The sequence below is a fragment of the Mesorhizobium sp. LNHC252B00 genome, from assembly GCF_000502955.1.
Lineage (GTDB): Bacteria > Pseudomonadota > Alphaproteobacteria > Rhizobiales > Rhizobiaceae > Mesorhizobium.
Window position 1 is genome coordinate 43,187 of record NZ_AYWO01000028.1, and the last position, 19,426, is coordinate 62,612.

17 protein-coding genes are annotated in these 19,426 nt (G+C 63.4%); 5 read left to right on the top strand and 12 right to left on the bottom strand.

The genetic code is table 11. The annotated features are described in order from the left end of the window. Positions 1-74: 74 nt before the first annotated feature. Both X744_RS144945 and X744_RS144940 read right to left on the bottom strand, forming a co-directional pair. Positions 75-278, bottom strand: coding sequence for a CsbD family protein (locus X744_RS144945; protein ID WP_023761899.1), 204 nt, complete (start codon positions 276-278; stop codon positions 75-77). 417 nt (positions 279-695) lie between these two features. Then, complete coding sequence (locus X744_RS144940) at positions 696-1,811, bottom strand: LacI family DNA-binding transcriptional regulator (protein WP_023761900.1); 1,116 nt, start codon at positions 1,809-1,811, stop codon at positions 696-698. A gap of 575 nt (positions 1,812-2,386) precedes the next feature. Between X744_RS144940 and X744_RS144935 the strand changes: the two genes are divergently transcribed. From X744_RS144935 to X744_RS144925, 3 genes are all read left to right on the top strand, one after another. Then, positions 2,387-3,349: a sugar-binding protein gene (locus X744_RS144935; protein WP_031260946.1), complete on the top strand. Its 963-nt coding sequence runs from the start codon at positions 2,387-2,389 to the stop codon at positions 3,347-3,349. A 115-nt stretch (positions 3,350-3,464) separates the two neighbouring features. Further along, entirely contained in the window at positions 3,465-5,003 is a 1,539-nt protein-coding gene (locus X744_RS144930) for a sugar ABC transporter ATP-binding protein (RefSeq protein ID WP_031260948.1), read from the top strand. Between the two features lie 53 nt (positions 5,004-5,056). Then, complete coding sequence (locus X744_RS144925) at positions 5,057-6,052, top strand: ABC transporter permease (RefSeq protein ID WP_023761903.1); 996 nt, start codon at positions 5,057-5,059, stop codon at positions 6,050-6,052. Positions 6,053-6,069: 17 nt separating this feature from the next. Here X744_RS144925 and phnN read toward each other — a convergent pair whose 3' ends face one another. From phnN to X744_RS144880, 9 genes are all read right to left on the bottom strand, one after another. Continuing rightward, positions 6,070-6,699 (bottom strand): phosphonate metabolism protein/1,5-bisphosphokinase (PRPP-forming) PhnN, encoded by a 630-nt coding sequence (gene phnN, locus X744_RS144920; RefSeq protein WP_023761904.1) that lies wholly within the window; start codon positions 6,697-6,699, stop codon positions 6,070-6,072. After that, positions 6,696-7,850, bottom strand: a complete 1,155-nt coding sequence (locus X744_RS144915) for an alpha-D-ribose 1-methylphosphonate 5-triphosphate diphosphatase (protein ID WP_023761905.1) — start codon at positions 7,848-7,850, stop codon at positions 6,696-6,698. The genes phnN and X744_RS144915 overlap by 4 nt, the downstream gene beginning before the upstream one ends. A 47-nt stretch (positions 7,851-7,897) precedes the next feature. Then, positions 7,898-8,605 carry a DUF1045 domain-containing protein gene (locus X744_RS144910; RefSeq protein ID WP_023761906.1) on the bottom strand — a complete coding sequence of 236 codons (708 nt, stop codon included), beginning with the start codon at positions 8,603-8,605 and terminating at the stop codon, positions 7,898-7,900. 152 nt (positions 8,606-8,757) lie between these two features. Continuing rightward, positions 8,758-9,570, bottom strand: coding sequence for a 5-deoxy-glucuronate isomerase (gene iolB, locus X744_RS144905; protein ID WP_023761907.1), 813 nt, complete (start codon positions 9,568-9,570; stop codon positions 8,758-8,760). Positions 9,571-9,847: 277 nt separating this feature from the next. Beyond that, positions 9,848-10,060 carry a hypothetical protein gene (locus X744_RS144900; protein WP_023761908.1) on the bottom strand — a complete coding sequence of 71 codons (213 nt, stop codon included), beginning with the start codon at positions 10,058-10,060 and terminating at the stop codon, positions 9,848-9,850. Between the two features lie 58 nt (positions 10,061-10,118). Further along, positions 10,119-11,036 carry a myo-inosose-2 dehydratase gene (gene iolE / locus X744_RS144895; protein WP_031260951.1) on the bottom strand — a complete coding sequence of 306 codons (918 nt, stop codon included), beginning with the start codon at positions 11,034-11,036 and terminating at the stop codon, positions 10,119-10,121. A gap of 185 nt (positions 11,037-11,221) precedes the next feature. Continuing rightward, complete coding sequence (gene iolD, locus X744_RS144890) at positions 11,222-13,072, bottom strand: 3D-(3,5/4)-trihydroxycyclohexane-1,2-dione acylhydrolase (decyclizing) (RefSeq protein ID WP_023761910.1); 1,851 nt, start codon at positions 13,070-13,072, stop codon at positions 11,222-11,224. A 33-nt stretch (positions 13,073-13,105) separates the two neighbouring features. Continuing rightward, entirely contained in the window at positions 13,106-15,040 is a 1,935-nt protein-coding gene (gene iolC, locus X744_RS144885) for a 5-dehydro-2-deoxygluconokinase (RefSeq protein ID WP_023761911.1), read from the bottom strand. Positions 15,041-15,212: 172 nt separating this feature from the next. Further along, positions 15,213-15,941: an SDR family oxidoreductase gene (locus X744_RS144880; RefSeq protein WP_023761912.1), complete on the bottom strand. Its 729-nt coding sequence runs from the start codon at positions 15,939-15,941 to the stop codon at positions 15,213-15,215. Positions 15,942-16,079: 138 nt separating this feature from the next. Between X744_RS144880 and X744_RS144875 the strand changes: the two genes are divergently transcribed. After that, positions 16,080-16,970 carry an AraC family transcriptional regulator gene (locus tag X744_RS144875; RefSeq protein WP_031260954.1) on the top strand — a complete coding sequence of 297 codons (891 nt, stop codon included), beginning with the start codon at positions 16,080-16,082 and terminating at the stop codon, positions 16,968-16,970. Here the strand turns inward: X744_RS144875 and X744_RS144870 are convergent. Further along, positions 16,967-17,812, bottom strand: coding sequence for a MurR/RpiR family transcriptional regulator (locus X744_RS144870; RefSeq protein WP_023761914.1), 846 nt, complete (start codon positions 17,810-17,812; stop codon positions 16,967-16,969). The genes X744_RS144875 and X744_RS144870 overlap by 4 nt on opposite strands. Before the next feature lie 156 nt (positions 17,813-17,968). On the opposite strand from X744_RS144870, the gene X744_RS144865 reads away from it, so the two are divergent. Then, positions 17,969-19,078 (top strand): Gfo/Idh/MocA family oxidoreductase, encoded by a 1,110-nt coding sequence (locus X744_RS144865; RefSeq protein WP_023761915.1) that lies wholly within the window; start codon positions 17,969-17,971, stop codon positions 19,076-19,078. The last annotated feature ends 348 nt before the right edge of the window (positions 19,079-19,426 follow it).

Below are 19,426 nucleotides of genomic sequence, written 5' to 3' on the forward strand. Positions count from 1 at the left end.
CGTGCATCGTCGAGATCGCTCCAACGAAAGCGGCGCAATCCATAACGCCTCAAAATTGATTGGCTCAAAGCTGTCTACCAGCCTTGTCGGCTGTACCATTCGTCGATGTCTCGGCGTACGCGATCCTTCGCCAAGCCGTAGCGTTCCTGGATCTTGCCTTCGAGCTGATCGCGCTTGCCGGCGATGCGATCGAGATCATCATCGGTGAGCTTGCCCCACTGTTCCTTCACCTTGCCTTTGACCTGCTTCCAATTTCCTTCGACGCGGTTCCAGTCCATGGTGGCGAACTCCTTCNTGTTCCTTCACCTTGCCTTTGACCTGCTTCCAATTTCCTTCGACGCGGTTCCAGTCCATGGTGGCGAACTCCTTCGTTTCTCTGGTGGAAAAACGGTCGTATGGCCGTGGGGTTCCGCTACAATGCCGAGAAGCGACAACCGCGATTGGAAGCGGATTTCGTTTCGATCAAACAGCCTCGATGGAACATTAGCAGTTTCTAAATGTTGATGTGTGCGGCAGGCGGTGCCCTCCATCGCCTGCTGAAGATTGGGGCGACAGCCCCGATCGGCCCGCGCTCTCCGCCAGAGGCGCGGGCTTTATTTTATCAACTCACCAAGGGAAGCCATGACCGACAAACCGGTAACAAACTACGTCGTCAGCGTGTCCGAGAAGCCGCGTCGGCGATGCGATATCTCCTATCACACGGCCACCATGGCCCGCACACTCTCCCGCTCCACCAGCGGGCACTCCAGCTTGGTGATCGGATACCGTCCTCGCCCCGGCACCGCCGGCGCCTCCAGCTGCTCGATCGCCCATTGGCCCATCGCCATGTGCGGCAGGATCGAGGTGGTCAGCGGCGGGAACAAGTGCCGGGCGATTTCCTCGTCGTCGTAGCCGACGACGGAGATGTCCTGGGGGATGTGCAGGCCGGCTTCCTTCAGCGCTTCGTAACAGCCGATCGCGGTGCGATCGTTCTGGCAGAAGATGGCGGTCGGACGGTCCTTCAGCGCCAAGAGCTTGACGGTCGCGGCATAGCCGGCACTGGCCGACCAGTCGCCCTCGACCACCAGCTCGGGATCGAACGGGATGTCGGCGGTGGCGAGTGCGCGGCGATAGCCCTTCAGCCGGTCTTGTGCCGCCTGCATCCACGGCTCGCCGGTGATGGTCGCGATGCGGCGGTGGCCGTGGCTGATCAGATGCCGGGTCGAGTTCTGGCCGCCGGCGATCTCGCTCGGCACCACGGCCGGGAAGGCGTAGTCTGATGTGTAGCAGTTGAGCAGGATCACCGGGATGTCGAGGCCGTAGAGATAATCGGGCGCGGTGATCTCGCGGGTGAAGATAGTCATGTAGATCAGCGCCGAAATGCCCCGCTTGGTGAGTGCCGCGATGGCGCGCGGCTCCATGACGGCATCGCCCAGCGTCTGCGCCACCAAGAGCACGTTTCCGGCATTCCACGAGGCCTGCCGCGCGCCCTCGATGGCGACGACGGCTTCCGGGCTGGTGGCGAGCTGGTCGACGGCGAAGCCGATCACACCGTCGAGTCCTTCGAAGGCGGGCTCCTCGAAGGCAGGCAACGCCGGGTGAAGCGCCGAGAAGGCGGGCGCCGTATAGCCAAGGGTCCGCGCGGCCTCGATCACCCGTTCGCGGGTCTGCTGCGACAGCTTGATCCCTGGCGAATTGTTGAGCACGAAGGAGACGGTCGCCTGCGAGCAGCCTGCTGCCCTGGCGATATCGGTCATGGTGACACGACCTCTTGCGCCCTTCGCCACCGCCTTGCGGCGCCTCGCTTTGTCGATGGCCGGACTATCGCTCATGTCGCTCCCTCAGCCTGTCTGGCGACGGCCTGTCGGGCCGCCAAGATGGCGTGGACGTTGTCGGCTTATAGAAATCGCCACAACTCATTTATATGTATTAGCAACCTTGAGGTCCACTCGCCATGCGAATCTGGACAACTCACAACTCAAGCGCCACAAAGTCCGGGCGTTGTTGCAGCCAGGCGACTGCTCGCGCCAGATACGCCGCGAAACCGCAATCCCGTCCCGGATGCCACCTCGAAACTAATACTGTTTACTAATACAAGAATGCGCTGTACCGTCAATTTGTCGCGTCCGGGCCGCCTGGGTCCGGGCCCGGCTGCAGTGTGTGCAAATGGCCGATGGCGAGCGGATATCATCTCCGCGAGCCTTGTCTCGGGCATACGATATGTCAGACAAATCGGACTATTTACGAACGAGAGATGAGTCTCTAAGGTCCATGATCGTGGCTGGAAGGGCGCCATTCTTTCGTTGCCGGAAACCCTTTGAGGAGGAGGGGCGTCCAAGCTGCAAACGGCAAATTCAGGTGACTAAGACCAGTCTGTCTGATGACTAAACCAAATGGGAGGTTGAACATGAAATCTTTGATACGAAATGCATCCGTGGCCACCGCGGCGCTGCTGCTCGGCCTGTCGGCCACGGCAATCGCGCGCGCCGACGACAAGCCGACGCTGGCCTTCGTCGTCAACGGCGCTTCCGATTTCTGGAAGGCCGCCGAAGCCGGCGTCAAGAAGGCGCAAGGCGAACTGCCGGATTACAATCTCGAACTCAAATATCCCGAGCAGTCCTCGGTCGCCATCCAGCAGCGGCTGATGGACGATCTCGTGACGGCTGGCGTCAAGGGCATCATGGTCTCGGCCGTCGATCCCAAGACCTCGACAGACGGGCTCAACAAGATCGCTTCGGAAACGGCTCTGTTCACCACGGACAGCGACGCCCCGCAGACCAAGCGCGTTGCCTATATCGGCTCGTCCAACGTCGATGCCGGCAAGCAGGCGGCTGAAATCGCCAAGAAGGCGATGCCCAATGGCGGCAAGTGCCTCGGCTTCGTCGGCCTGCTCGGCGCCGACAATGCCAAGGAGCGCATCCAGGGCATGAAGGACGGCCTGGCCGGCACCAAGATCGAGCTGATCGACGTGCGCGGCGACGATATCGACCAGGCGCGCGCCAAGAAGAACGTCGAGGACGCGCTGGTCGCCAGCCCCGACGTCACCTGCATGGTCGGCTTCTACTCCTACAACACGCCGCGCATCTATGAAGCGCTGCGCGACGCCGGCAAGCTCGGCTCGATCACCGTCGTCGGCTTCGATGACGATCCGATCACGCTGGGCGGCGTCAAGGAAGGCACAGTTGCCGCAACCGTCGTGCAGCAGCCCTTCGAATGGGCCTATCAGGGCATGAAGCTGATGGCTTCCTATCTCAAGGGCGACAAGTCGGGCATCCCGGAAGGCGGCCTCATCATCGTTCCCACCAAGATCATCGGCAAGGATGATGTCGACGCCTATGCCGCCAACCTGAAGGCAATGTCTGGAAACTAAAACTTGAAGCAGTTCAGCCGGCTCAACTTCGCTTGGGCCGGCTGCTCGCATTGACGAACCGCGCGAGGATCGTCAGTCTGCCACAAGGTCAGCCCGCCAACTGCTGTCAGGCATGATGAACTATTCCGACACATCCATCGCTACAACCACCCCGTTCCTCAGCCTCGAGAGCGTGCGCAAGACCTATCCGGGCGTCGTGGCGCTCGATGGCTTCTCCATGGAGGTCAGGCCGGGCGAGGTCATCGGCCTCGTTGGCGAAAACGGCGCCGGCAAATCGACACTGATGAAGATCCTCGGCGGCGTCACCACGCCGGACACCGGCACGATCACGGTCGACGGCACCGCCCACAAGGGCCTGACGGTCGAAGCCAGCCTGGGCTCGGGCATCGCCTTCGTCCACCAGGAACTCAATCTGTTCGACAATCTCGACGTCGCCGCCAACATCTTCTTCGGCCGCGAGCCGTTGCGCGCCGGGCCGTTCAAGCTCGTCGACCGCGCAAAACTGCGCACCATGGTGGCGCCGCTGTTGAAGCGCGTCGGCGCCAATTTTTCCGCCGACACACCGGTTGCGACCCTGTCGCTGGCGCAGCAGCAAATGGTCGAGATCGCCAAGGCGCTGTCGATCGAGGCGCGGCTGGTCATCCTCGACGAGCCGACATCGAGTCTGCCGCTCGCCGAGACCGACAAATTGCTCGACGTCATCAAGGCGCTGAAGGCCGACGGCATCAGCGTCATCTTCATTTCGCATCGCCTGCACGAGGTCGAGCGCGTCGCCGACCGCGTCGTCGTGCTGCGTGACGGCATGCTGGCCGGCACCTTGCCGAAGAGCGACATCGGCCACGACCAGATGGTCAAGCTGATGATCGGCCGCATGCTGAAGGAGCGTGAAAAGGCCTCCGAGGCCGCGCGCGCGCCCGGCGCCACCGTCCTCTCGGCCAAGGCCATCCGCACCCCTGCCTATCCCGGCCGGCCGGTCGATCTCGACGTCAGGCGCGGCGAAATCCTCGGCCTTGCCGGCCTTGTCGGCTCCGGCCGCACCGAGCTGGCGCGGGTGTTTTTCGGCATCGACTCAAGCCTTGGCGGCGCGCTCGAGCTCGACGGCAAGCCGCTTGTGCTGGGCTCGGCGGCCGATGCCGTCGCACATGGCATCTTCCTGGTGCCGGAAGACCGCAAGCTGACCGGCATCCTGCTCGACCTGTCGATCGCCCAGAATATTTCGCTGCCCAATCTGCCGGCGCATGCGCGCCGCTCGCTGGTGTCCACAAGTGCCGAGATTGCCACCGCCGAGAAGCAGAAGAAGGATCTCGGCATCAAGGCGCCGTCCGTGCAGACGCGCACCGGCACTCTGTCGGGCGGTAACCAGCAAAAGGTCGTGCTCGGCAAATGGCTGGCCATGAATCCGAAAGTAATGATCCTCGACGAGCCGACGCGCGGCATCGACATCGGCGCCAAGGCGGAAATCTACGGGCTGATGCGCGCTTTGGCCGATGCCGGCGTCGCCGTGCTGATGATCTCCTCCGACATGGAAGAGGTGATCGGCGTGTCCGACCGCATCGCCGTCATGCATGAAGGCCAGATCTCGGGCATTCTCGACAAGGACCTGTTCAGCCAGGAAAACGTGCTGCTGCTGGCGGTGGGCAAGCAGCCGAAATAGGGTTTTGCCGGGGTCTCGCGCAAGCGCGGGCCGCTCAGCATGGGGAGAAGACGATGAGCAAGAAAGATCTCGGCCTGCTGATCCTGATCCTGGTGGTCGGTGCCATCGTGGCGATCATCAATCCGCGCTTCCTGTTGCCGATCAACCTCGCCAACACCTCCAACCTGATCGGCCTGTTCGGCATCCTGTCGATCGGCCAGGCCTTCGTCATCATCACAGGCGGCATCGAACTGTCGGTCGGCTCGGTTGTTGCGCTGCTGGGGACGTTGTTCATCGACTTCATCGCCGTGCGCGAGGTGGGCTGGCCGCTGGCCTTCGTGCTGATCCTCTTGCTCGGTGCCATCATCGGCCTGGTGCATGGCTGGCTGATCACGCGGCTCAAGCTGCAGCCGTTCGTCGTCACGCTGTGCGGCCTCTTGATCTACCGCGGCGTCGCCCGCTTCTACACCGCCGACGGCACCGCCGGCTTTGCTTTCGGCCAGAATTTCCCGAGCCTCGAATTCCTCACCGCCGGGCGTTCATATGGCGTTCCCAACAGCTTCATCGCGCTGATCGTCATCGCCATCGTTATGTGGGTGGTGCTACACCGCTCGGTGTTCGGCCGCTATCTCTACGCCATCGGCAAGAACGAGGAGGCGGCGAAATATTCGGGCATCCGCACCGGCCGCGTCGTCATGGCCGCCTACGTCATCTGCGGCGTGCTGACGGCGCTGTCGGCGATCTATTTCGCCATGTACACGCGCTCGATCTCGCCGGCCAGCCACGGCCAGTTCTACGAACTTTACGCCATCGCGGCGGCCGTGCTCGGCGGCTTCTCGCTGCGCGGCGGCGAGGGCTCGCTGATCGGCGTCATCCTTGGCACGGTGCTGCTGCAGGAGCTTCAGAACCTCGTCAACCTGCTCGGCATCCCGTCCTCGCTCAACTTCGCGGTGATGGGCGGCGTCATCCTCATCGGTGTGCTGGTCGACCAGCAATGGGGCGTGTTCCGGGAACGGCGGCTGATGGTCGACGCCACTCGCAAAAGCGCCGCTGGTGCGGCCGCGGAATAGGCCGGGCTCGAAGCAGGTTAGATCAGCCCCGACATATCGGAAAAGGCCATCGCCTTGCGCAGTACCTCGGCGAAGCGCTCGCCGGCCGCGTCGCGCGGGCCGCTATTGTCGATCGAGGTGACGCCAGGGCCGGACAGAGTGACATTGGCGCTTCGCGCCAGCCGCGCCAGCACTTCGCCGCGTGACTCGCGGCCGCGCATCGCCAGCCGCTCGGCCAGCACTTCAGGCGAGGCGGTGATCTCGACGATGGCCAGATTGGCATAGCGCTCGCGCAGCGTCGGGATAATCGCGCGCGACACATTCGCAACCGCGACACGGCCATTGGCGACGGACCAGTCGACATCGACGGGGATGCCATAGCGCAAGCCGTGCGCCTCCCAGGAAATGGCGAAGGCGCCATCGGCTTCGGCTTCCACGAAAGCGGCCTCGGCCAGCGTGTCGTGATCCTCGCTGGCGGCATCGCTCGGCCTGGTGATGACCCGGCGGACGAACTCCAGCCGGGTCTCGTCAGTGAAGCAGGCGCGGGCAAAGCCGATCACCGTGTCCTTGCCGGCGCCGCTTGGGCCGACGACGGCGACGAAGACGCCATCGCGGATCGGAAACGTCTCGGCCGACAATTCACGCTCGATCGATGCCGAGACCATCATGCGACGCGGCGTCCTTGGCGCCAGACGGTGCGTACAACCGGGACATGGTCGTCGACGCGCACGCGCACGAGGTCGGCGCGGCGGCCCTGCTCGATGACGCCGCGGTCGGTCAGGCCAATCGCCTCGGCCGGGTTTTTTGAGACCATGGCGACCGCCTGCGGCAGGGAAATGCCGTCGACGACGTCGCCGAGGAAGAACGCCGACTGGATAAGGCTGAAGGGGATATAGTCGGACGACAAGATGTCGAGCAGGCCGTCGCTGGCCAGCGTGCGGGCCGAGACATTGCCCGAATGCGATGCGCCGCGCATGACGTTGGGCGCACCCATCAGCACGCCAAGCCCAGCCTCTTTCGAGGCCCTCGCGGCTTCCTCCGTGGTGGGGAATTCGGCGACGCGCACGCCCTGTTCGATCGCCTCGCCGACATGGCCAAGCGTGGCGTCGTCGTGGCTTGCCAGCACGATGCCGCGCTCGTGGCAGGCGGCGGCGATCACTGCCCGGTTCGGTACCGAATTGCGCGCCGATTCCGCCATGCGTTTTTCGCAGAACAGTTTGAAGTCACGATCGGTCAGCTTGAGCTTGCGCTGGTAATAATAGGCATAGGTCTCGAGATTGACGAACTGGCGCTGGCCAGGCGCATGGTCCATCAGTGATGCCAGCTTCACCCGTTCGTCGCCGTCGAAATTGGCAAACGCCTTGAGGCAGTCCGGCGCCGAAACCTCGCAGCGCAGATGGATGAAGTGGTCGGCCCGCAGACGATCCTGCTGTACGCTGTCCTCGATCGCATCGGCCAGCTTGCGGATGTCGGCGGATGTCAGGTCGGCGTCCTCGTCCATGCCGACACGCAAGGCGTCGAGCACGGTGGTGATGCCCGCGGTCGCCACTTGCGCGTCATGGGCGAGCACGGCGGCGATCGGATTCCAGCGCACCTTGGGCCGCGGCGCGTAATGGCCTTCGAGGTGGTCCGTATGGAGCTCGACCAGCCCGGGAATGATGTAGTCGCCGCCCATATCCTCGCCGGCCATGCTCCCATTAGTCTGGCTGGCGCCGGCGTCGATACCGGCGATAAAGCCGTCGCGCAGCACCAGCGAACCCTCGACGATCTCGTCGGCAAGCACGATGCGGGCGTTGTGGAGAACAGTCTCGGCGGTCATTTCAGGCAGCCCTTGGTTATTCCGGCTGGGGTTATTCCGGCTGGGTGTCAGGCAGTTTTTCTGGCCGGGCGGCGCCCGAGCGCATGATGCGAAAGCACCATGAACGGTGCGCCCGGTTCGGTTTCGACGAACAACGTCAGCGCATCCACCAGCAGCGGCTGTTGCAGCACCTGCGCAAACAGACTGTCGATTGCTGCGCGCAAACGAGGGCTTTCCTGTGGCCCCGCTCGGCCGGACAGCGTCATGTGGAAGCGAAAGGTCTCGAATACATAGGGGTAGCCCCATTGGCAGAGATTGCGGAACTCGGCCGGCTTCAGCGAATCCGGGCTGCGCCGCTCGATTTCCGCCTCGGTCAACGGCGCACGAAACCGGTCGAAGCCGAGCACCACATCATCGGCGAAGCGGTTGAGCGCCGGCAGCGGGCCTTCCGGCACCAGTGCGAAGAAGCCATCGATCTGGCTGACGATGAGACGCGGGATGCTCACCGCCGGCGTCGCCTCGGCAAAATGGTCGAGTGCGGCGCGCAGCGAGGCGTCGGTTTCGCTGGCGGCCAGGCGGAAAGGGGCTTTCAGCGTCGCGTGAAAACCATAGCGGCGCGCCGAAGCTGTGTGGAAAGCAACCTCCGCCGCCGACAGGTCGGCCACCGCCTTTGCCGGCGTTGTCGCGCCGCCAAATGGGTCGCGGCCAAGCCAGTTGGCGGCGATCCGCGCCAGTGGCTCGTCCTGCCGGGGGGTGAAATAGAGGGCGTAGCGCATGAGGAAGTCCTCGTCAGTCCCTTGCCATAGGTGATTTCCATGACGGATTGACGAAGCTTTGACGGGTTTTCGAAGGCAAATCGAGCCTTCCGGTCTTTAGCCGACGTTTTTTCCGGGTTGGACCAACAGCTTTACCCGGAAGAGACGATCGATCAGGCCTTCATCAGCCATTCGTGCTCAGGCGCATTGTGGAATTTCCACGTCCGCTTCGGTCCGGCCATCACGTTAAGATAATAGAGGTCGTAGCCGTGGCAGGCAGCGCAGGGATGATAGCCCTTGGGAACCATCACGACATCGCCGTCCTCGATCGCCATCGCTTCGTCGAGCGCGCGATGGCCATTCTTGTCGGCGTCGGTGTAGACGCGCTGAAAGGCAAAGCCCTGCGGCGGGTTGAGACGGTGATAGTAGGTTTCCTCGAGATAGGATTCCTCAGGCAGATTGTCCTGGTCATGCTTGTGCGGCGGATAGCTCGACGTATGGCCGCCGGGTGTGATGACCTCGACCACCAGCAGCGAATCGGCCGGCTTGCCCTCCGGCAATATGTTGGTGACGTAGCGCGTGTTGGTGCCCTTGCCGCGCACCTCCTGGCCGAGATCGTTCGGCGCGATGACGCGAACCGGCAGGCCGCCGCCAAGGCCCGGCGCCGAGCAGACGGCGAGTTCCAGCTCGGTGTCCGCCGTCACCGACCAGTCGGATCCCTCAGGCACATAGACCGACCACGGCTTGCCCTCGAAGGGCGACATGCGCTCGCCGAGCAGGCCGAGCTCCTTGTCGCCGGCGGAAGCCGTGCCCTTGCCGGTGACGAACACCAGGCAGACTTCGCGATCATCGGTTTTTCCGGAAGCGCTCTCGCCGGGCTTCAGCCGATGCAGGTCGAAACCGACATAGGTCCAGCTGGCGTTCTCCGGCGTCACATGGGCAACGCGGCCATGGCCCTTATTGGCTTTGACGAGCAGCTTCGACATTGTGTCTCTCCTATCGCAAATCTTCGAGAATTGGCCGAAGTCTCCCAACTTCGTCATCCTAGGGCGTAGCAGGAGCGAAGCTCCGTCGCGGAGACCCTAGGATCCATGCCGTAACCTCAGTCCAAGAGCGCAGCGGAACGGAATTCTGCACCGCGGCGGCTGTTTTGATGTCGCGGCATGGATCCCGGGGTCTGCGCTGCGTCGCTTCGCTCCTTACTCCGCCCCAGGATGACGAAGCGAGAAGCGCCGCAAGCTAATCGCCAACGCATGCGATCAGTCACTCCTTCGGTTCGGCCTCGGCCTTGCCCTCGTCGGCCGGCTTATAGAGGTAAAAAAACTGCCAGACGGCGTAGCCGGCGAAACCAAGCGCGATGACGCCCCAGAACGGCGTGCCGGTGGCGAACTCGATGATCGACCAGATGACGCAGACCGCGACGACGGCGACACGCCGCCACAAAGGCCGGAAGAAGGGGTGTTCGTAATCTTTCATCGGGCCAATCTACAGCAATCGGCTTCGCCGGGAACCCATCGCATCAGGCCTCCCTTGATCAGAAATTTGGAAAGCCTTGCGTTTCGACCGTGTAGCCGGCGGCGGTCATGACGCGCATCAATTCCTTGTAGCCGACCTGCGCCATCCTGAGCGGCGGGTTCTTCTTCGGATCCTGCTCGGCCTCGACCACGAACCAGCCCTCATAGCCATGGTCGGCAAAGCGCTGCACGATGGCGCCGAAATCCAGCGAGCCGTCGCCCGGTACCGTGAAGGCACCCAGCGCCACCGCGTCGAGGAAGGACTGTTTCGTGCGGTCGAGTTTCTCGATCACGCCCATGCGCACGTCCTTCACATGAACATGGCTGATGCGCTTATGATGGTTGTCGATGGCGCGCAGCACGTCGCCGCCGGCGAATGCCAGATGGCCTGCATCGAGCAGCAATGGAATGCCTTCGCCCGAATAGCGCATGAAGGCATCGAGCTCCGGCTCGGTCTCGACCACCGCCGCCATGTGGTGGTGGTAGGACAGCGGCATGCCTTGCTCGCCGCACCATTCGCCGAATTCGGTGAGGCGCTTCGCATAGGCCTTCATCTCGTCGTCCGACAGCTTCGGCTTGGTGGCCAGCGGTTTGGAGCGGTCGCCCTGGATCGAGCGGCCGACCTCGCCATAGACGATGCAAGGCGCGTTCACCGCCTTGAACAGGTCGATCATCGGCTGGATGCGATCCTTATTGTCAGCCATCCCCCCATCGACCAGCGTGCCGGAGAACCAGCCGCCGCACAGCGTCACGTCTGCTGCCTTGAGGATCGGCAGCATGACATCGGGGTCGTTGGGAAAACGCCGGCCCATTTCCATGCCGGTGAAGCCGGCCGAACGCGACTGGCGCAAGCACTCCTCCAGCGACACGTCATCGCTGAGTTCCGCGAGATCGTCGTTCCACCACGCAATGGGGGACATGCCCAGTTTGGCTTTCAAGTCGTCACTCCAGTTTCAGTTCGTATTCACTCTCCCCCTTGTGGGGGTCCGAAGGACGGGCGAGACCCGTGGCTCGCCCCGGCAAGTCGCTGCGAAGCAGCGGGTGGGGGTGCGGCGCCGGACCTCACCCGGACCTTCGGTCCGACCTCCCCACAAGGCGGAGGTAGGGGCTTGGCCGCGTTACATCAATCGCCGATTGTCTGCATCTGCCGCTTCTCATCATAGGCTTTGCGCGCCGCGTTAACCTGCGGCCGCGCCGATACTTCCGGCACCGCCACATCCCACCAGTGACCGCCGGCATCGGTGGAAACCAGCGGGTCGGTGTCGATGACAAGCACCGTGGTGCGGTTGTTCTTCGTGGATTTTTCCAGAGCGTTTTCCAATCCGGCGATCGACGGCACCTTTTCGGCAATCGCCCCCATGCTCGCCGCATGCGCGGCGAAGTCGATATCGGGCAGGACTTCGTGACGCGCGTCCTTCAGGAGGTTGTTGAAGTTGGCACTGCCGGTCGCCATCTGCAGCCGGTTGATGCAGCCATAGCCCCTGTTGTCGAGCAGCACGATGGTCAGCTTCAGGCCGAGCATCACCGAGGTGGCGATCTCGGAATTCAGCATCAGATAGGAGCCGTCGCCGATCATGACGACGACCTCTTCGTCGGGCTTCGCCATCTTGGTGCCCAGCCCGCCGGCAATCTCGTAGCCCATGGTCGAGAAGCCGTATTCGGCGTGATAGGAGCCGGGCGCGCCAGCCTGCCACAATTTGTGCAACTCGCCCGGCAGACCGCCGGCGGCATGCAGCAGCGTGACGCCGGAGCCCATCGCGCGCTGCACGGCGCCGATCACCTGCGCATCCGACGGCAAGGCGGCATTGGTCGACGCTGTCACTTTTGCCGCCTCGGCTTGCCAGGCCTTCTTGCCGGTGGCCGCATTGTCGGTCCAGGTCGCCGGCGCCTTCCAGCCCTTCAGCGCCGCACCGAGTTCGGCCAGAACCTCGGCCGCATCTGCGACCAGCGGCAGCGCGCGGTGCTTGCCGGCGTCGAAGGGCTGCACGTTGAGCCCGATGATGGTCTTGCCCGAATTCTTGAACAGCGCCCATGAGCCAGTGGTGAAATCCTGCAGGCGCGTGCCGATGGCAAGCACGACGTCGGCTTCTTCGGCCAGCCGGTTGGCGGCGGAAGTGCCGGTGACGCCGACCGCCGCCATGTTGAGCGGATGGTCGTCCGGCAGCGAGGATTTGCCGCCTTGCGTCTCGCAGACCGGAATGCCGGCGCTCTCCACGAATTTCGCCAGCTCGTCGGAGGCTTGCGAATAGAGGACGCCGCCGCCGGCGATCACCAGCGGCTTTTTTGCTCCCTTCAGCGCCGCGACAGCAGCCGCAAGCTCGTGGCGGTCCGGCCGCGGCCGGCGCTGGTGCCAGACCCGCTCGGCAAAAAAGCTCTCGGGATAATCATAGGCCTCTGCCTGCACGTCCTGGCACAGCGACAGCGTCACCGGCCCGCACTCGGCCGGATCGGTCAGCACAGCCATGGCTCGGCCCAGCGCCGGAATGACCTGTTCCGGCCGGGTGATGCGGTCGAAATAGCGCGACACCGGACGGAAGCAGTCGTTGACCGTCGCCGTGCCGTCGGAAAAGTCCTCGGCCTGCTGCAGCACCGGATCTGGGATGCGGTTGGCGAAGACATCGCCGGGCAGAAACAGGACGGGCAACCTGTTTACATGGGCGAGCGCCGCGGCCGTCACCATGTTGAGCGCACCAGGACCGATTGAAGAGGTCGCGGCCATGAAGCGACAGCGGAAGTTGGCCTTGGCGTAGGCGATCGCAGCATGCGCCATCGCCTGCTCATTGTGGGCGCGGAAGGTTGGCAATTCGTCGCGCACCTGATAAAGCGCCTCGCCTATGCCGGCTACATTGCCGTGGCCGAAGATCGCCCAGACCCCGCCGAAGATCGGGACCTTGTTGCCGTCGATCTCGGTCATCTGCTTGCTGAGAAAACGGGTCAGCGCCTGCGCCATCGTCAGGCGGATTGTCTTGCTCATGGTGTCTCCTCCGCAGTCGTTGTGCCGCGCTTCTTATGCCGCTTTGCGGCCGCGCGCGGCAAGCCACGCTTCGGTCAACTGTTCGAAGCGCTGCGCCATGTCGGCGATAGCCTCTTCATCCGACATCTTGCCGGCCAGCCATTGTTCGGCAGCGTGGACGAAGATGGTGCGGCCGACGGCAAAACCCTTGACGATGGGCGCCTTGGCGGTGGCTGCGAAAGCCGCTTCCAGCTCGTCCTGCGGCGCTTCCAGCCCAAGCAGCACGACGCCGCGGCACCAGGGATCGTGCTTCAGGATGACGGCTTCGATCTTGGCCCAGGCGCCGCTCGACGCCTGCGGCTCGAGCTTCCACCAGTCCGGCTTGATGCCGAGCCCATAGAGTTCCTCCAGCGCGCGCGGGATCGTCGTGTCGTCGAGCTTGCCATGCTTGCCGGCAATGATCTCGATGAGAAGTTCTCTGCCTACTTTCCGCGCGCCTTCGAACAGCGCGCGCAGCTTCTGCTGCTGTTCTTCCTTCAAGGCTGCCGGATCGTCGGGATGATAGAAGCACAGGCACTTGATGCAGTGATCGACCGGCCATTCGGTGAGCTGCGAGCCGATGTCCTGCGAGAATTCGAAGCGCAGCGGCCGCGAGCCGGGCAGTTCGACCGGCCGGCCGAGCCAGGCGAAGGGATGGCGGGCGAATTCGAACATCGCCTTGCGGCCATGTTTCTCGTCGATCAGCATGCCATAGCCGTCGCGGCCGGCGGCGACCTTCGCTGCCGCCTTGACCGCCAGCACCTTGAATTCTTCGATCCGCGCCGGATTGGCGCCAGCTTTCGCCGCCACATCCTCGAGCTGCACACGGTGGTCGCAGGCGAGCGCCATCAGCGAGGGAATGTCGCGCCGGCGCGTCGTCGCCCAATGGATGTGGTTGATCGCCTCGTCCTTACGCAAGGCGAGATGCTTGCTGCCATTCTTGAGGAAGAACTGCAGCTCCTCGAAGGTCGGATATTCCGGCGCGCAGAGCAGCCGCGACACGGCGAAGGCGCCGCAGGCATTGGCCCAGGTCGCGGCCGTCGCATGGTCTTCGCCACCCAGCCAGCCGCGCAGGAAGCCGGACATGAACGCGTCGCCGGCGCCGAGCACATTGTAGATCTCGATCGGAAAGCCCTTGCCGACGATGCCGTCCTCGAGATCGTCGCTGATCGGTCCGTCATAGACGATGCAGCCCATGGCGCCACGCTTCAAGACGATGGTGGCGGACGACAGCGAGCGGATCGTCTTCAGCGCGCTCAGGCAGTCGTCGGCGCCCGACGCGATCATGATCTCTTCCTCGGTGCCGACGATGAGGTCGCAATCGGGCAGCACTGTCTTCAACTGGGCCGAGACACGGTCCGATTTGACATAGCGCTCGAAGCCTTCGGCATGACCGGCAAGACCCCAGAGATTGGGCCGATAGTCGATGTCGAACACCACCTTGCCGCCCTTGGCCTTCATGATGCGGATCGCCTTGCGCTGCGCGGCGTCGCTGTTGGGCCGGGAAAAATGCGTGCCGGTGACGACGATTGACCGGGCCGAGGTGATGAAGGCCTCGTCGATGTCTTCCGGCGCCAGCGCCATGTCGGCGCAGTCCGAGCGGTAGAAGATCATCGGTGAAACGCCTTCATCCTCGACCGACAGCAGCACCAAAGCGGTCAGCCGCTCCTTGTCAGTCTTCAGCCCGTCGACATTGACGCCTTCACGCGTCAGCTGTTCGCGGATGAAGCGGCCCATCTGCTCGTCGCCGACGCGGGTCAGCAGCGCAGAGCGCAGGCCGAGCCTGGCCGTGCCGACCGAAATGTTGGCCGGGCAGCCGCCGACCGACTTGGCGAAGGAGGTGATGTCCTCCAGCCGCGAGCCGATCTGCTGGCCGTAAAGGTCGACGGAAGCGCGACCGATGGTGATGACGTCGAGCGGCGCCTGTTTCGCGTCCACGGCTTCGCTCATTGGAACCTCCCGTCGGCCTTGTTGTTTTGGGGTACACGCGCGAGCGGCAGCGTGGCGCCGGGAATATGAAATAATAATTCCAATCCATAGTCAATATGGAATGAGCATTCCTTCGGTGAAAAGTACTACTAGGCGTCGCATGCGGGAAGAGAATTTGGCTGGTCTGCCCCGTTCACCACGGAAGCGGGCCATCGTCGTTGAAGTATCCGGCGTTCGGACCATCGGCGTCCAAGGTCGCCAGGCGTATGACGATCTCGGCCGCCTGCTGCACGGTGCGGTGACCCCTAAATCCATTCAGGTCGGTGGCGGTATAGCCGGGCGCCGCTGCATTGACCTTAATGCCTTGTGGCGCAAGTTCGCGGGCGAAGGCGACGGTGATGGCATTCAGGGCCGTCTTGGAACTGCCATAACCCATCAGGTTGACCGATTGGTTCGGCGTGCCGGAATCGAGCGCGCGCCCGATGGATCCCGTGGAACTGCTCACCATCACAATGCGGGCGGCCGGCGCCGCAAGCAGCAGCGGCAGAAAGGCTTGGGTCACGCGGATCGGTCCGAAGACATTAACGTCGTAGGTGGCCCTGACATCGGCAAGATGCTGCTGGCTCGGCGGCAGCTCGTAGTTGATGGCGATCCCTGCATTGTTCACCAGCACGTCGAGACAAGGGCTTTCCGCCCTGACAGTCTGGGCTGCAGCCGCCACGCTTTCGTCCTGTGTGACATCCAGCTCAAGCCATTGCACGTCCAGACCTTCGGCGCGCAATTCCTGCGCTGCCGCCATGCCACGCTCGGCATTCCTGGCGCCAAGCCACACCTTGAAGCCCATCGTCGCCAGCCGTCGGGCGATTTCGTGGCCGATGCCCTTGTTGGCACCCGTCACCACAGCGGTTTTCGATCTCGTCATTTGGGTTCTCCATCTCTTCCTGTCGAAGACCAAGAGATGACGCCCTGCAGGAAACGCCGCGCGCCGAAAACTCTCCGGCTCTTGCCTAATCCTCTCATATGGGTTGCGCGGCCCCTGTGGATGCGCGAAGCTGACATCATGAGCGAGGCGTTGCAGGAGCTGATCGAAATCGCCGGCCGTCATGCGCGCGGGCGACGAACGACAACGGCGATCCCCCGCGTTTCGATCGGCCGCAGCGAAGTCGCCACGGCGCCAATGGCGGGGGTATGGGGGTCGGGAATCCTGTTTGTGCTGCAGGGCGCGAAAACGGTTCTGATCGGAGACCGGACCCTTCGCTACAGTCCCGCCAGCTATTTCATCTACACTGTCGACACACCCACCATCAGCCAGTTGGTCGAAGCGAGCGCCAAACATCCTTACCTGGCAATCGGCTTCGCCCTCGACCTGCAGGCCGTCGCCGCCCTCCTCGTCGAGCACGAGCCGGCGCTCGGCGGCGACAGTTTCTCCACCTCGCCCGTCAATGAGGACCTGCTCGACGCATTGCGGCGAATGATGCGGCTGCTCGACCGGCCAGGGGAGATTCCCGTGCTGTCGGCCATGCTCGAACGCGAGATGCTGTTTCGGCTGTTGCAAGGCCCCCAGGGCGCAAAGCTTCGCCAGCTTGCGCGCGCCGACGGCCATCTGTCCCGGATTGGCCAGGCGATCGCCTGGATCCGCGCACATTGCCATCAGCCGGTCCGGGTCAGCGATCTGGCCGAAATCGCCCATATGAGCAACGCTGCATTCTACCGCCACTTCAAGGCGGCGACGGCCATGAGCCCGATCCAGTATCAGAAACAGATCCGGCTGCTGGAGGCGCGCCAACTGCTGGCTGCCCAGCCAGGCAATGTTGCAAGCATCGCCTTCGCCGTCGGCTACGAGAGTGCTTCCCAGTTCAGCCGGGAGTATGCCCGCCAGTTCGGCTCGCCGCCTGCGCGCGACGCAGCCCGGCTTTTGGCGGCAGGCGAGGCGACTGTAGAGGTCCTCTAACCTTTGCGCTTGCGGCCCGTGTCGCGTCGCTTCTCGCCGACGCCGACAGTCAGCGCCATGGCCAGCGCCATCGTTGCCGATAGCGAGCGGAAGCCAGCGAAATCGGCCTCGGCAACCTCAAACCAGACCTTGGCGAACTGGGCGAGCGGCGAAAACGAGCTGTCGGTGATGGCGACGATCGGCACGCCCTGTTCCGAAATGCTGCGCGCCTCTTCGATGGTGGCCGGCGCATAGGGCGAGAACGAGATGGCGATGACGGCGTCCGCCGGCGTGGCGAAGGCGATCATCTCGGCATTCAGGCCGGCGGCTGATTCGATCAGCTGGTTGCGGATCTTGAGCTTGCCCAGCGCATAGGCGATGTAGGACGCCACCGGATAGGAGCGGCGCTTGGCCAGCACATAGATGGTCTCGGCCTTCGCCAGCAACGAAATCGCATCTTCCAGATGCGTGTCGTCCAGCGTGCGCGAGATGTCGTTGAGCGAGGTGCTGGCGGCGGCGACGAAGCCGTCGAAGATCGCCCGGTGGCCGGCGGCGCCCTCGGCCTTGGCGCGCAAGGCTTGCAGCCTTTCGTCGTAGGATGAATTGCGCTCGCGCAGCCGCTCGCGAAAAACCTGCTGCAGGCTGGTGAACCCGTCGAAGCCAAGCTGCTGGGCAAAGCGGATCAAGGTCGAAGGTTGCACGCCCGCCGAAGCGGCGATGCTTGCGGCGGTGCCGAAGGCGATGTCGTCGGGATTGTCGAGCGCGTAGGCGGCGATCTGGGCGATGCGCTTCGGCAGGCTTTCGCGCCGATCGAGGATCGTTGCGCGCAGCGTCTCGAAGTCGCGAGGTACCCGTTCGTCCATCGTCGCTCTGTCCAAGCTCATGCGTGAAGCGTCCCTCTGTGCATCATCATAGCGAGGCTGCGCAAGAACACCATAAAAAATGAGGCAGACATTCCATTCCAAGAGAAAATGGATTAATTCATCCACGCAACGCTTCAGGCAGTGGAGGAACGGGAAATGGTCGGCGTCGGTCTCATCGGCACGGGTTTCATGGGCAAATGTCACGCCATCGCATGGAGTGCTGTCGCCGCCGTCTTTCCCGATGTCGCCAAGCCACGGCTCGTGCATCTCGGCGAGGTCAATGAGGAGCTTGCCAGGCGCAAGGCAGGCGAGTTCGGCTTCGCCAAGGCGTCCGGTGACTGGCGCGCCGTCGTCAACGACCCGGAGGTAGATGTCGTCTCGCTGACCACGCCCAACCAGTTCCATCCGGAAATGGCCATCGCCATCCTCGAGGCCGGCAAGCATCTGTGGTGCGAAAAGCCGATGGCGCCAAGCTTTGCCGAGGCTGAAGCCATGGCGGCGGCGGCGAAAAAGTCCGGCAAGGTTGCCGCGCTCGGCTACAACTACATCCAGAGCCCGGCGATCCGTCATATCGGCGCGCTGCTCGATGAGAAGATCATCGGCGAGGTCAACCATCTGCGCATCGAGATGGATGAGGATTTCATGGCCGATCCCGAAGCGCTGTTCTTCTGGAAGCACGAGGCGGCCTCCGGCTATGGCGCGCTCGACGATTTCGCCGTGCACCCGCTGTCGCTGGTCAGTGTACTGTTCGGCCGCGTCGCCAGCGTTATCTGCGACATGGCCAAACCCTATGCCGACCGCAAGGTGGCTAGCGGCGGCCGTCGCGCGGTGGAAACCTATGATATCGCCAGCGTGCTGATGCATCTGGAGAACGGCATTGCCGGAACGCTGCTGGTCAACCGCTCGGCCTGGGGCCGCAAGGGCCGCATTGCCATCCAGATATTCGGCTCCAAGGGGTCGATCCTGTTCGACCAGGAACGATCGAACGAATTCCAGCTCTATCTCACCGCCGATCGGCCGACCGAACAGGGCTATCGCACCATCCTGGTGGCGCCGCACCACAAGCCCTATGACCTCTTCGTGCCGGCGCCGGGCCATGGCCTCGGCTTCAACGATCTCAAGATCATCGAATGCCACGAATTGCTGACGCGCCTTGCCGGCAATCCGGCGCGGCTCATCGAGTTTGCCGAAGGGCTGGAGATCGAGCGCACGGTGCACGCAATGGCACGCTCCTTCGAGGAAAAGCGCTGGGTAGATGTAAGGTAGAGCCATGTAGTTCGTCGAGACGGGGAAGGTTACTGACTCTCGGCAGGCAAGATTTCACCATTCATTTGGTGAGCCGTCGCAGACATTCGCGATTGGACGAAGCCCCCCTGACGCTTCGTCATCCTATGGTCTGCGCCGCGTCGAGTTGTGTGCGTCAAGTTCTGCAGAAATGGCGTGGCGGTAGCTGTGACGTCGGCGTGTCCGCCGCGCAGCTCCCGTGTTTAGCGGAGCGGCGGACACATGACGATGCTCAGGCGGCCAAGGCCCTCAGGCTCTCCTTCTTGTGCTCACGCAGATGATCCATGTTGAGATAGCGGGTCGCCTCGAGCCAGTTCTCGTGGATCTCCA